Consider the following 13318-nt stretch of genomic DNA (forward strand, 5'->3'; position numbering starts at 1 on the left):
CGTGGAAAACGCAGAGTCGCTGTCGCTCAGCGGAAGTCGCGGGCCTCACCGCGCAGGGGGATGCGGTGCAGGGTGATATCGACCGGTGTGCCGTCGAACTCTCCCGTCAGCCGCAGGGTGCTGTCGTGCTGGCGGTAGTCGAGCGTCGAATCGTCCAGACGCAGTCGGGATGTCGCGGCGTCGATGCTCAGCTCGGTGGTCAGCAGCTCGCCGGTGTCACGGGTCACGGCCAGGTGCTGGGCGGCGGGGCGGGCGTCGATGGCGAGGCGCACCCAGCGCGGTCCGGCCCCCTCGTAGGTGTCCACCGCCCACACTCCGTCCAGGGGTGAGATCCGCTCGGTGTAGTCGTTGTAGCTGCGAATTCCATTGGCCCCCATGGCGGCGATGACGACGGCGGCTGCGGCGAGGTGGGCGAGCGTTCCCGCCCGCCGGCGACGCCGCCCCGCCGCGGGCGGTTCGGGCAGGGCGACCGAATCCCGGTTGCGGATCAGCACATCGAGCAGCCGCGACCACCACGGCAGTGCGACCACCAGGGCCATCGCCAGCATGAGCAGTGGGGTCAGGATGACCGGCACGCCGTAGCTGAGGTTCAGAATGCTCACCTGGACCAGTGCGACCGCCGAGACCAGGGCCCCGAGCAGGGTGGTGCGCCGGAAGATGAGCAGTAGCCCGCCCAGCACCTCCACCGCGCCCGTGATCACCGTGTACGGCGTGGAGGTCGCCATGAACTTCCACAGCATGCCCGAGGGCGAGGAATCGCCGAGAGGGACCAGCATGGCGCCCGGCAGGGTGAAGGTGATGAATTGCGTCGGAACGACTTTCACCATGCCGAAGGCGATCATCGCCAGCGACAGCAGCACCCGGACCGCGGTGTATGCCCAGCCGGACGCCAGGGCGAGCCGTTCTCGGTTCATCGGTTCCCTCCGAAATCGCGTCGTGCTCCCGCCGCGCTCCTGGCCGCGGTTGCGGCCGGTCGGCCCCACCAGGGTGGCATACCGCGCCGAGCGGGCGCGTTCGCGAAACGGGCCGGCTCATCCGGCCCTGCGTCGATCTGTGATGTAGCTGACAACTTGCTGTATAAGTAACAGGTGTGCGACAGGTGTTTTACGATTCTGGCCGTCAGTCCAGGTCGGAATTGCGTGCCTTCGGCGCGATGCGGACCCGAGTAACAGGGGGAGCGGAATCCATTGTTGCGTATACCTTCCGACGACCGACCCGATGAACCGCGCCCGCCGACACTGGGCGGCCTGCTGCGCAAACTGCGGGATGATCGCCGGGTCTCCCGGGAACGATTGGGATTCGCCGCCGGGGTCAGCGCCAGCTATATCACGCACCTGGAGAGCGGCGCTCGCGAACATCCCACGAAACAGGTCATCGAGGCGCTCAGCACCTTTCTCGACCGCGTGCATCCCCTCTCCGATGCCGAGCGTCGCCACCTGTTCGATCTGGCCGGACTCCACGACGACACGTTTCCCGACGTCGACGACCTGCGGGCCGGTATCTCCGACGATATGCGCGCCGGCTTGGAGGTGCACGGGCCCAATCCGGCGGCCTTCGTCGACACCCGGTGGAATGTGCTGGCCTGCAATGATTCCTACGCGGCGGCATTCCCGGGGCTGGTCGAGGATGTCAGTATTCTGCGCTGGTTCTTCGGCAATGCGAACTCGCGGCGGGTGATGGTGGAATGGGAGCGGGAAGCCTCGCTCACGGTGGACTGGCTACGCGGTTTGATCGGCCAATCCGGCGATACCGCCTGGGCCGGTGATCTCCTGGAGGAACTCGGCGCGTACCCGGAATTCCGCGCCATGTGGGCGACGGGTGGGACAACCTATGGACGCGACGATCCGCGTATGCTATTGCGCGATATCGACTCCGGTGCCGAATATTCGCTGGCGGTGCACATGTTCCGCGTGGATTACGGCCGTCATCCCGGACACATTCAGTTCTTCCTCGGCGTCCGGCGGTGAGCGGAGGGCTACTGTGGAGGGGGCTCATCCCGGAGCATTTCGAAGAGGAGAGATTCCGTGGAGATTCTGGTCAATACCGGTAGGGCTGTGGAAGGCGATCAGGGGCTGCTCGATGCGGCCCGGGAGCGGATCGCCGACGTGCTGGGTCGGTTCGGCGATCGGATCACCCGCGTGGAGGTTTATCTGAACGACGAGAACGGGGACAAGGGCGGCGCGGACGACAAGAAGTGCACGCTGGAGGCCCGTCCGGCGGGTCAGGGGCCGGTGGTGGTGACGCATAAAGCGGCAACCATCGAGCAAGCCTATGACGGTGCGGCCCGCGAGATGGTGTCGCTGCTGAGTTCCCGGTTCGGTCGGCAGCGAGATGTCAAGGGCGGGGAGAGCATTCGGCACATCCCGGCCGAGTGATGTGACTTCATGTAAGTGAAGTCAGGGGTTAGGGTCGAGGTCATGGACAACGCTTTCGCTCGTGAGATGTGGCGGGCGCTCGAACCGCTGCACGCCGTGACCTACTTCGCCGCCGAATGCATCGCCGATCGCAAAACCCTTGGGCTGCGTGGGTACTGGATGGGTTACTTCGGTTCCCGCGCGGCCCCGTTCGGCGCCGTCCGGCCCGGGGTGGTGGAGGCCACCTTCTACAACTTCCACCCGCGCATGGTGCGGCGGGCGATCCCGGACGCCTGGGACTACGCCGACCCCGAGACCATCCTCGCGGACCGGGCCCGTTCGGCCGCCGCGGCGCTGACCCGGGTGACGCCGGATATCGAGGAGCTGGCCGAGCGGGTGCTGCCCGGTCTGCGGGCCGCGGTGGCCGCTGCGCCGCCCGGCGGCCGCTCACTGTTCGCCGCCAATCGCGATGTGCCCGAACCGGAATCCCCGGTCGCGGCGCTGTGGCAGGCGGCGACGGCGTTGCGCGAACATCGCGGGGACGGTCACGTCGCCTGCCTGCTCGCCGAGGGCATCGACGGCTGCGAGGCGCACGTGCTGTTCTCCGCCGACACCGGTACGCCCGAGCAGATCTGGCTCGACAACCGCGGCTGGAGCCGGGACGACTGGGATGCGGCGGCCGACCGGCTGCGGGCACGCGGACTGCTTGCGGGACAGGAGCTCTCCGATGCGGGCCGCGCGCTGCGCGCCCAAGTCGAGACCCGCACCGACGCCCTGGCCGCCGACGCCTATCGGGATCTCCCCGACGCCGAGGACATGCTGAAGCTGATCACGCCCGCGGCCCGGTTGGTCTCCCGCAGCGGCGCGGTGCCGTTCCCGAACCCCATGGGCGCGCATCCGCTCTGAGCGGTCGAGGCCGCGACAGGGTCGGCCGAACAGCCGCCGACGGTTCTAGCTGAACAGCCCGCCCAGTGCGCCGCCGCTCTGTCCGGCGTCCTGACCGCCGCCCGTGCCGCCGATGAGGCCGCCGGGCGGCAGTTCGGACGGCTGCACGATGACGAAGCCGCGGCCGGAGAACGACAGCGTCATCCCCTCGCCGGTGCTACGGCCGATGAGGCGGCCCAGGCCGAAGGAGTCGTTGCGCTTGACACCGGTCTGGAGACTGGAGGACCAGGCCACGGCGGCCTGCGGGTCGGCGTAGGTCGGCTGGTCGACCTGGAGCACGACAGGGGTGCCCTCGGTGGTGATGGCGATGCGCCCGCGACCGGTGAAGACGCAGTTGAAGAATCCGGCATTGCTGGCGTAGCCCGCCGCGCCCTGCACCCGCTTGATGTTGTAGGACAGCGTCGGGTCGAAGGCGAGCACATTGGCCCCGTTGATGGTCAGGCCGTCGCTGCCGTCCAGGTCGATGATGTGCACTTCGGCGGCGGCATTGGCGAGGAACAGATCACCGCGCCCGGACACCTTCATGAGCGGTACGCCCTCACCGGTGAGCCGCTGTTGGATGGCGCGTCCGATGCCACCGGAGCCCAGTGCCTGGAATCGCAGCTCCCCCTGATAGGCGACCATGGATCCGGACCGCGCCAGCACTTCGCCGTCGAGTCCGACCTTGATCATCTTGCTGCCCTGCTTCTGAATGCCGAGACCGTTGGCCTCGGCGAAACTGGGGCTGAACAGATCGCTCTGCATGGGCTGGGCTCCTCGGTGCGGTGCCGGCGTGGGGGACTGGTGGGCGGGTGCGTACCCGGGGCTCGGCGGGACGGGCGGCGGTGGCGGTGGCGGCGGACGGTGCTGCGCGGGAGCGGGATTCGGCGCGGGGGCGGGATTCGGCGCGGGCGGCGGCGTATCCGGCTCGTCGTCGATGTTCACCCCGAAGGCGGTGGCTATTCCGGCCAGGCCGTTGTCGTAGCCCTGCCCGACCGCGCGCACCTTCCACCCATCACCGCGCCGGTAGATCTCCACGCACACCACGGCGGTCTCGGTGGACAGTCCGCCGACGGGGAAGGTCAATGCCCCCGTGTGCGATTGGATGGTGGCGGTCAGCGCTCCCGCACCGCCGAAGCTCGCCGGTCCGCGCCCGTCCAGGCTGGCGGTGACGACGACGGTGTCGACATCGGGCGGCAGCATGCCGGTGTGCACGTCCACCATGTCGCCGCGGCCCTGCCCGTGGCGGTAGGTGACGCCCGGCCCGGCCGGTTGGTTGAAGAAGATGAAGTCGCCGTCGGATCGCACCCGCCCGTCGGTCCCCAGCAGCAGGGCCGAGACGTCGACCGGCGCGTGGCAGGCCACCGTGACGGTCATGCGGTCGCCGGGTGCGGGGCGGTTCTCGCCGCGAGCGAGTGTGGTCATCGCGGGCCGCCTCGAAGGTCCTGCATGGCATTCACGGTTTCCAGTCTGTCGTGACCGCGCGTGCCGCGCCAGCAAGGTCGACTGGGCGGGCGTGCCGTGGGACCGGGCCTGCTCCCGCCAGAGTAGACGTAACCGATAATAACACCTATTATGCGGTGAGGCTCCGACGACGGTGTACGGGGCGCGACCAGACGAAGCGAGTACCTCAATGACGCGGCATGTCGACGTACTGATCATCGGCGCGGGCCTGTCCGGAATCGGCATGGCCTGCCACCTCGGCAAGGAGGGGACCGGGCGCAGCTATCTGATCCTGGAGCGCCGCACCGCCATCGGCGGCACCTGGGATCTGTTCCGCTACCCGGGCATTCGCTCCGATTCGGATATGTACACCTTCGGCTACGGCTTCCGCCCGTGGATCGGCACCAAGGTGCTCGCCGACGGCCCGCACATCCGGCAGTACATCGAGGACACCGCCGCCGAATACGGCGTCACCGACCGTATCCGCTTCGGCCGCCGCGTGGTCGAGGCCAGCTGGGACAGTGCGGCCGAGCTGTGGACGGTGCGGGCGCACGACGAGCGCACCGGTGAGACCGAGATCTACACCAGCAACTTCCTGATCGGCTGCACCGGCTACTACGACTACGACAACGGCTACCGGCCGACCTTCCCCGGTGAGGAGCGGTTCCAGGGGCCGATCGTGCATCCGCAGCACTGGCCCGAGGATCTGGACTACGCCGGCAAGCGGGTGGTGGTCATCGGCAGCGGCGCGACCGCCATCACCCTCATTCCGTCCATGAGCGACACCGCCGGGCATGTGACCATGCTGCAGCGTTCGCCCACCTATATCGCCGCCCTGCCCGCCGACGATCCGGTCGCCGTCGGCATGAAGCTGGCGAAGGTGCCCGCCAAGCTCGCCTACAAGGTGGGTCGCGCCCGCAATATCGCCCTGCAGCGGGCCAGCTATCAGCTCTCGCGCACCAATCCGGCGCTCTCGCGCAAGCTCATGCTGGCGGCCGTGCGCGCCCAGGTCGGCCCCGGCATCGATATGCGCCACTTCACGCCCAGCTACGACCCGTGGGATCAGCGGCTGTGCGTGGTGCCGAATGGTGATCTGTTCCGGGTGCTGCGCAGCGGTAAGGCGTCCATCGTCACCGATCGCATCGCGACCTTCACCGAAACCGGTATCCAATTGGAGTCCGGGGACGAGATTCCCGCCGATATCGTCATCAGCGCCACCGGCCTGACCGTGCAGATGCTCGGCGGCGCGAGCCTGGTGGTGGACGGCGAAACCCTCGCCACCCGCGACCTGGTCGCCTACAAGGGCGCACTGCTGGGCAACGTGCCCAATGCCATGGTGGTGCTCGGCTACACCAACGCCTCCTGGACCCTCAAGGCCGATCTCGCCGCCGAGTACTTCTGCCGCCTGCTGAACCATATGCGGGACAAGGGATTCACCAAGGTGGTCGCGGTACCGGAGGATGGCGACAAGTCGGAGGCGTCGCTCATGGGTGGTGCGCTCACCTCCGGCTACATCCAGCGCGGCGACGGCGTCATGCCCCGGCAGGGCACCCGCGGCCCCTGGCTGGTCATCAACAACTATTTCCGCGACCGCGCGCTGCTGCGCAAGGGCGCGCTGGAGGACGGCGTGTTGCGTTTCACCCGCGGTGCCGCCCGCCGCGTACCGGTGGCCGCCGAATCCCGCTCCGCCTGAAGGCACTTCGAGTGACGGCCGCCGGGTGACACCCGGCGGCCGTTTCGGATTCGGTCATCGCTCGGCGGCGGCCAGGCGGGGGAACAGGGCCAGCGCCACCACCTGGATGGCCAGCACGGTACCCACCAGCGCCGCGATCGACACCTCGTACAGCAGGCCGGTGAGCGCGCCGCCCAGCGCCGCGGCCACCCCGCCGAGAGCGGCGTAGAGACCGTAGGCGGTGGCGCGGCGGTGCGGGGGAACCAGATCGGCGACCACGGCGCGCATGGTCGACTCCTGGATGCCGAGGGCCGCACCCCACAGCAGCGCCCCGAGCAGCATCCACCGCAGATCGGCGGCGAAGGCGAATACCGTTGCCAGCGCGGCGAGTAGCGGCAGGGCGGTGAGCACCCGCGCGCCGACGCGGTCGTAGGTCCAGCCGGCGGCCAGCGCGGTGAGGGCGTCGACGACCATGGCGGCGGCGTACAGCACGGCGACGGCGGCCGTGGTCATGCCACCCGCGGTCACCAGGTGATACGAGAGCACGCCGAAGGTGGCGAAGCCGCTCAACGTGACGGCGGTGAAGGCCGAGTAGCGCCAGAACACGGCCGGAAGCCGTTCCCGCACAGCGGATGTCGATCGTGTCGCGGGCGGTTCGGACGGTACTTCGTAGCGTTCGGGGTGCGGGACGCGCAACTGCAGCCAGGCCAGCAGGGCGAGCGTGGCCACGGCGGGCACCGCGAGCACTCCGAAGGCGGTGCGGTAGTTCGTATCCGAGACGGCCAGCACGCCCGCCACCAGCAATGGCCCCGCGAGCGCGCCGATCTGGTCGAGCGCCTCGTGGACGGCGAAGCCGCGCCCGCGCCCCGCCGCGGCCGTCGCGTAGGAGAGCAGGGTGTCCTTGGCCGGACTGCGGACCGCCTTGCCGACCCGTTCGGTGACGACCAGTGCGCACGCGACCCAGAGCAATCCGGTGTATCCGAGCAGCGGGACCGACAGCACGCTGAGCGCGTACCCGGCGATGGTCCACGCCCAGAAGCGTTGCGTGCGGTCGGCGAGCGGGCCGGAGAACAGGCGCAGTGCCAGCGCCGCCGCCTCCCCGACGCCGGTGACGATGCCGATCAGTGCCGCCGACGCGCCGAGCGCGGCGAGGAACGGGCCGGTGACCGAGCGCGCGCCCTCGTACACCACATCGGCGCACAGGCTCACCGCGCCGAAGCCGAAGACGAATCGCCACGCACCGAGCGGGGGACGAACGGTGGAATCGCGCATCAGGGCCTCCGCCTGTCGGTCTGCGCCGATCATGCCGCCGACGCACGGGTCGCGGTAGCCGTCGCGAGCAATGGAAAAGATCTCTTGTTGATAACAAGGAGCAATTCTGATACTCATGGTGGTCGTTCGGAACGCTCGGAAGGAACCGCGCCCATGCAGATCAGCGACCAGGTCGCCCTCGTCACCGGAGCCGCTTCGGGGCTCGGCCTGGCCACCGCGCGGCGGGTGCTGGCCGAGGGCGGGCGAGTGGTGCTGTTCGATCTCGCGGACTCCGAGGGGGCGGCGGTGGCGCGGGAACTGGGTGACGGCGCGATCTTCGTGCCGGGGGATGTCACCGAGGAGGACGATGTGGCAGCCGCGCTGGACGCCGCCGCGGCGCTGGGTCCGCTGCGCATGGTGGTGAACTGCGCCGGAATCGGGCTGCCGGGACGAATCCTGACCGGGGACAGCGTGATTCCCGTGCACGCCTTCCAGGTGGTGATCGACGTGAATCTGGTCGGGACCTTCAATGTGCTGCGCCTCGGGGCGCAGCGGATGGCGCGCCTGGCGACTGTCGACGGTGAACGAGGGGTCATCGTCAACACCGCCTCGGTGGCCGCGTTCGACGGGCAGATCGGCCAGGCGGCGTACGCGGCCTCCAAGGCGGCGGTGGCCGGAATGACGCTGCCGCTTGCCCGCGATCTGGGCGAGCGGCAGATTCGGGTGGTCACCGTCGCGCCGGGCATGTTCGATACGCCGCTGCTGGCCGCGCTGCCCGAGCAGGCGCGGGAATCCCTGGGGCAGCAGGTACCGCATCCGCGGCGGCTGGGTGATCCCGACGAATTCGCCGCACTGGTGGCGCATATCGTGAGCAACCCCATGCTCAATGGCGAAGTGATCCGGTTGGACGGCGGCATTCGCATGGCGGCCCGCTGAGCCGGCCGCCCCGCTGAGCTGGCCTCTCAGCGCCGTGCCAGCTCGCATCCAGCAAATTCTCAGTTCACTGCGGCACGGTGGGTCGCGTGCGCTTACCGAGACATCGAACCATGACAGCCCTGGCCGTGGCGGCGACCGCCGCACTCCTTCCGGTCGCGGCGGCGGGACCAGCCCTCGCGGTCGACGCACCCGCCGCGGTGTCCCCGGCGGGCACCTCGCCGGACGGGTCGCGGATCGTCTCGGTGCACACCGTCGACGACCGGCACCTGACCCTCCGGGTGTACTCGGCGGCCATGGACAAGAACATCGAGGTCGATGTGCAGCGACCGGCCGACACCTCGGCCGCCGCGCCGACGCTCTACCTGCTCAACGGGGCGGGCGGCGGTGAGGACAGCGCCACCTGGAACAAGCAGACCGATGTACTGGACTTCCTGGCGGCCAAGGACGTCAATGTGGTGCAGCCGATCGGCGGCGGGTTCAGCTACTACACCGATTGGCGCGCACCGGACCCCGCGCTGGGCGTCAACAAGTGGAAGACCTTCCTCACCGAGGAGCTGCCGCCGCTCGTCGACCGTGCGTTGCACACCACCGGGCGCAATGCCATCGCCGGACTGTCCATGGCGGGCACCTCGGTGCTGCAACTGCCCATCGCGGCGCCGGGGCTGTACGGATCGGTGGCCTCCTACAGCGGCTGCGCGCAGATCAGCGATCCCATCGGCTACAACTTCGTCAATACCGTGGTGGCGGCGGGCGGCGGCGATGCGAAGAACATGTATGGCCCGCAGGGTGATCCGATGTGGGCCGCGAACGATCCCTACGTGCACGCCGATCAGCTGCGCGGGGTGAATCTGTTCATCTCCAGCGGGACCGGAATGCCCGGCCGCTACGACACACTCGACGGGCAGTACGCCCTACCGGGGCCGGGCGGACTGGCCAATCAGGTCGTGGTCGGCGGCGGCCTCGAGGCCGCGACCGACTACTGCACGCGCAACCTGCAGACCAGGCTGAACGAGTTGGGCATCCCGGCCACCTACGACTTCACGCCGACCGGCACCCATTCGTGGGGGTACTGGCAGGACGCCCTGGAGAAGTCCTGGCCGGTGCTGGCGGCGGGACTGGGCCTGCCCGCCTGATCACGTCCGCAACAGCGCGAGCAGCGCTCGTCGCACCGCCGCCTCGGCCTCGTCCGCGGCGGCGCCTCGGCGTTCGATCAGGTGATGGTGGACGGGCCAGGCCGCGGCCGCTTCGATCAGGTCGAGCAGCTGTTCGTCGCGGGTTCCGTCGCGGGTGAGTTCGGGTTCGAACACCCGCGCCAGTCCGTCGCGAATGCGGGTGTCGGCCAAGCGCATTCGATCGTCCACGGCGGCGACGGTGGGGGAGAGCAGCAGGCCGAGCACTCGGGGTTTGCGCTGCAGTGCGAAAACGGCCGCGCTCTGCCGCACCACCGCCTCCACCCGCTCCGACAGCGGCGCGCCCGGGTCCACCGTGGTGATGAGGGCCTCGACACGCTCGGACTGTTCGTCGGTCAGGGCGACGAGCAGATCCTCCCTGGTCGGGAAGTGCACGAAGATGCTGCGTTCGGAGACGCCCGCGCGTTCGGCGAGCGCCTTGGTGGTCGGGGTGAACTCACCCCGCTGGGCCGATTCGAGCAGGGCCGCGATGATCGCGGCCCGGGTCTGCTCCGGGTCGCGGCGGCGTCTGGCGCTGGTCGTCACGGTGTGAGTATATTGCAGTCTCACTGCAATAGCGAAGGGAGCAGTGATGGTCGACGACCACCGTGCCGACACCGACGACACCCGCCGCACCGGACGCCTCGCGCTGTCCAGGCGCGGCGCACTGGGCGCCGGGGCCGCCGCGCTGATGGCGGCGGGTGTCGGGTCCGCGGCCACCGCCTGCGGCGACGACGCGCGGGCGAGCGCCGAGGAACGGCCCAGCCGGAATCCGGTCGACCCCAGTGACCACGTGCTCGCGCGCCAGCGGCAGGCGCGGGACACCTTGCCGTTCACCGACACCGCCGATTTCGCCGACGCCGACCGCGGCTTCCTGGCCGCGCCGGAATCCGGAGTGATCACCGACGCCGAGGGAAAGACGGTGTGGGACAGCGACTCCTACGACTTCCTGCAGGGCGGCTGCCCCAATTCGGTGCATCCGAGCCTGTGGCGGCAGGGGCAGCTGGTGGTCAAGAGCGGGCTCTACGAGGTGGTGCCGGGGATCTATCAGATTCGCGGGCTCGACCTGTCGAATATGACCATCGTGGAGGGCGATACCGGCATCGTGGTGATCGATCCGCTCATCTCGGTGGAGACCGCCGCGGCCGGGCTCGCGCTGTACCGCGCCCACCGGGGCGATCGGCCGGTCACCGGACTGATCTACACCCATGCACATGTCGACCACTTCGGTGGCGCGCAGGGCGTCGTCACCGTCGAGGACGTGCGCGCGGGCCGGGTGCCGGTGCTGGCGCCGCGCGGCTTCCTGGAACACGCGGTGGCGGAGAACGTCTACGCCGGAACGGCCATGGCCCGGCGCTCGGCCTACATGTACGGTGCGGCCCTGCCGCGCGGCGATCGAGGGCAGGTCGGGACCGGATTGGGCATGACGACCTCGGTCGGAACCGTGAGCCTTGTTCCGCCGACCCGCGACATCACCCACACCGGGCAGGAGGAGACGATCGACGGCGTGCGGATCGTCTTCCAGATCACGCCCGGCACGGAAGCTCCCGCCGAGATGAACTTCTACTTCCCCGATCGGCGCGCACTCTGCATGGCGGAGAACGCGACCCACACCCTGCACAATATCGTCACGCTGCGCGGTGCCCTGGTGCGCGACGCACACGTCTGGGCCAAGTATCTGACCGAGGCCATCCAGCTGTTCGGGGGCAGGTCCGAGGTGGCCTTCGCCTCCCACCACTGGCCCACCTGGGGATCGGAGCGGATCGTGGAATGGCTGGGGCTGCAACGGGATACCTACGGCTACCTGCACGATCAGACCCTGCGGCTGCTGAACAAAGGGTACGTGGGCGCCGAGATCGCCGAGTTGATGACCATGCCGCCCGCTCTCGAAACCGCCTGGGCGAGTCACGGTTACTACGGCTCGGTCAGCCACAATGTGAAGGCCGTCTACCAGCGGTACATGGGCTGGTTCGACGGCAATCCGGCGCATCTGTGGGAGCATCCGCCGGTCGAATCCGCCAAGCGGCACGTCGCCGCCATGGGCGGCGCCGACGGAGTGCTGCGGACCGCGCGGGCCGCCTACGCCGAGGGCGACTACCGCTGGGCGGCACAGGTGCTCGACTACCTCATCTTCGCCGAGCCGGAGCACGAGGCGGCGAAGATGTTGCAGGCCAGCACCTTCGAGCAACTCGCGTACGGATCCGAGAACGGACCCTGGCGCAACTTCTACCTCTCCGGAGCGCACGAACTGCGCAACGGTCCGTTCGGCACCCCGACCAAGGCCGATGCGGCGGGCGTGGCGGCGGCGCTCACCGTGGAGCAGGTGTTCGACGCCGTGGCCCTGCGCGTCGACGGTCCGAAGGCATGGGAGACGAGGCTGGTGACCGACTGGGTGGTCACCGACGAGAACCGTACGCACCGTGCCGATCTGCGCAACGGCGTGCTCGTCCACTACGACACCGTCCCCGGTGAACCGGACAGCGTCCCCGCCGACGCCACCTTCAGCCTCACCCGCGCCACGCTCGTCGGCGTACTCACCGGCGCCGTGACCATGATCGATGCGGTGAAGTCCGGCGAGGTACGGGTCGCGGGCGATCCGCTGCGGCTCCAGCAGTTGCGGGACGTGCTCGACACGCCCGACCCGGAGTTCGCCATCGTCACGCCCTGAGTCGCGGTGCCGGGGCGGCGGTGCGAGTTCAGGCCCGTAACGCTGTCGGGCGCGCTCGACGATCGCGTCGAGGCGGGCGTGGTGCGCGCCCTTCCAGTACGGCTGACCGCAGTCCTCGCACTGAGCGAAGGTGTCGTAGGAGTGGTCGGTGTGCGCGGGCAGCAGCGCCCGCACCGACTCCCGATCCGTCTCGCGCAGTGAGCCGTTGCAGGTCGTACAGCGGGTCCAGGGGCGCAGCGGCGGCGCGAAGCGGGACAGCACGTCGTCGAGCTGTTCGGCGGGCCGGTGGCTGTAGACGTAAGCGCCCGCGAAGATTTCGCGACGCCGCAGCAGACCGCGGTCGCGGGAGAGCAGGATGCGCCGCTCGGCGGCCGAGCGGGCGGCCAGCGCCGCGTCGCCGATATCCGGATTCTCGTAGGCGGCGTCCACGCCGAGCAGACGGAGGCGGCGGGTCAGGGTGCCGAGGTGGATATCGAGCAGGAAGCGCGGGCTCGCGACGGGCTGGGGGCGCGTCACCGCGCGCACCGTCACGGTCTGCCCGATGGTCGGAATGTGGGCGGCGGATGCCGGTGCACCGTCGACCAGGAGCTCACCGACCTCGGTGAGCGGTACCCCGAGCGATTCCACCACGTGACCGAGCGTGGAGACGCCGTCCACACGCGCCGTCATCGGCGCGCCGCGCCGGCGGGCGGGCAGGAACGGTCCCAGTTCCGGCGCGAAATCGACGGTTATCCCCGAGGTGTCCACGCGGTCAGCATGCCAGCGCGGCGGGGACGCGGCCACCGTATTGCGGCGGTGCCGACGCGGGGCGGGGCGGTCCCCTGCGGATGCCGGGTAGCGCGGTCGTGCCGTCGGCGCTCGGGTGCGGATACGGACGGGGCGGGTTCGCGGTATCGCGAAC

At 69.5% G+C, this 13318-nt stretch carries 11 protein-coding genes and 1 pseudogene; 7 read left to right on the forward strand and 5 right to left on the reverse strand.

The genetic code is table 11. The annotated features are described in order from the left end of the window. Window positions 1–26: 26 nt before the first annotated feature. A complete protein-coding gene (locus ON31_RS35030; protein WP_051038079.1) occupies window positions 27–914 on the reverse strand; it encodes a DoxX family protein in 888 nt (295 codons plus the stop codon). A 276-nt stretch (window positions 915–1190) separates the two neighbouring features. On the opposite strand from ON31_RS35030, the gene ON31_RS31250 reads away from it, so the two are divergent. Genes ON31_RS31250 through ON31_RS31260 form a run of 3 tightly spaced genes read left to right on the forward strand, consistent with a single transcriptional unit; the run spans window position 1191 to window position 3260 of the window. Then, entirely contained in the window at window positions 1191–1967 is a 777-nt protein-coding gene (locus ON31_RS31250; RefSeq protein WP_228811121.1) for a helix-turn-helix transcriptional regulator, read from the forward strand. Window positions 1968–2024: 57 nt separating this feature from the next. Continuing rightward, window positions 2025–2375 (forward strand): HPF/RaiA family ribosome-associated protein, encoded by a 351-nt coding sequence (locus tag ON31_RS31255; protein WP_029932244.1) that lies wholly within the window; start codon window positions 2025–2027, stop codon window positions 2373–2375. 42 nt (window positions 2376–2417) lie between these two features. Continuing rightward, window positions 2418–3260 (forward strand): SCO6745 family protein, encoded by an 843-nt coding sequence (locus ON31_RS31260; protein ID WP_039818764.1) that lies wholly within the window; start codon window positions 2418–2420, stop codon window positions 3258–3260. 45 nt (window positions 3261–3305) lie between these two features. Here ON31_RS31260 and ON31_RS31265 read toward each other — a convergent pair whose 3' ends face one another. After that, window positions 3306–4703 carry an AIM24 family protein gene (locus tag ON31_RS31265; RefSeq protein ID WP_039818765.1) on the reverse strand — a complete coding sequence of 466 codons (1398 nt, stop codon included), beginning with the start codon at window positions 4701–4703 and terminating at the stop codon, window positions 3306–3308. A 208-nt stretch (window positions 4704–4911) separates the two neighbouring features. Between ON31_RS31265 and ON31_RS31270 the strand changes: the two genes are divergently transcribed. Next, the gene (locus ON31_RS31270; protein ID WP_039818766.1) at window positions 4912–6414 is read left to right on the forward strand and encodes a flavin-containing monooxygenase; all 1503 of its coding nucleotides are present in this window, start codon (window positions 4912–4914) and stop codon (window positions 6412–6414) included. 54 nt (window positions 6415–6468) lie between these two features. Here ON31_RS31270 and ON31_RS31275 read toward each other — a convergent pair whose 3' ends face one another. Further along, window positions 6469–7665, reverse strand: coding sequence for an MFS transporter (locus ON31_RS31275; protein WP_039818788.1), 1197 nt, complete (start codon window positions 7663–7665; stop codon window positions 6469–6471). A 153-nt stretch (window positions 7666–7818) separates the two neighbouring features. Here ON31_RS31275 and ON31_RS31280 point away from each other — a divergent pair, with 153 nt between their 5' ends. Continuing rightward, a complete protein-coding gene (locus ON31_RS31280) occupies window positions 7819–8580 on the forward strand; it encodes an SDR family NAD(P)-dependent oxidoreductase (protein ID WP_039818767.1) in 762 nt (253 codons plus the stop codon). A gap of 110 nt (window positions 8581–8690) precedes the next feature. Beyond that, the gene (locus ON31_RS31285; protein WP_039818768.1) at window positions 8691–9713 is read left to right on the forward strand and encodes an alpha/beta hydrolase; all 1023 of its coding nucleotides are present in this window, start codon (window positions 8691–8693) and stop codon (window positions 9711–9713) included. Here ON31_RS31285 and ON31_RS31290 read toward each other — a convergent pair whose 3' ends face one another. After that, entirely contained in the window at window positions 9714–10295 is a 582-nt protein-coding gene (locus ON31_RS31290) for a TetR/AcrR family transcriptional regulator (protein WP_051038081.1), read from the reverse strand. A 46-nt stretch (window positions 10296–10341) separates the two neighbouring features. Between ON31_RS31290 and ON31_RS31295 the strand changes: the two genes are divergently transcribed. Then, on the forward strand, window positions 10342–12417 hold the full coding sequence (locus tag ON31_RS31295; RefSeq protein ID WP_081592874.1) for an alkyl/aryl-sulfatase: 2076 nt from the start codon (window positions 10342–10344) through the stop codon (window positions 12415–12417). A 72-nt stretch (window positions 12418–12489) separates the two neighbouring features. Here the strand turns inward: ON31_RS31295 and ON31_RS38655 are convergent. Beyond that, window positions 12490–13200 (reverse strand): annotated as a pseudogene (locus ON31_RS38655) (Mut7-C RNAse domain-containing protein); the annotation flags it as partial. Window positions 13201–13318 lie beyond the last annotated feature (118 nt).

It is taken from the genome of Nocardia otitidiscaviarum NBRC 14405, from assembly GCF_000308635.1.
Lineage (GTDB): Bacteria > Actinomycetota > Actinomycetes > Mycobacteriales > Mycobacteriaceae > Nocardia > Nocardia otitidiscaviarum.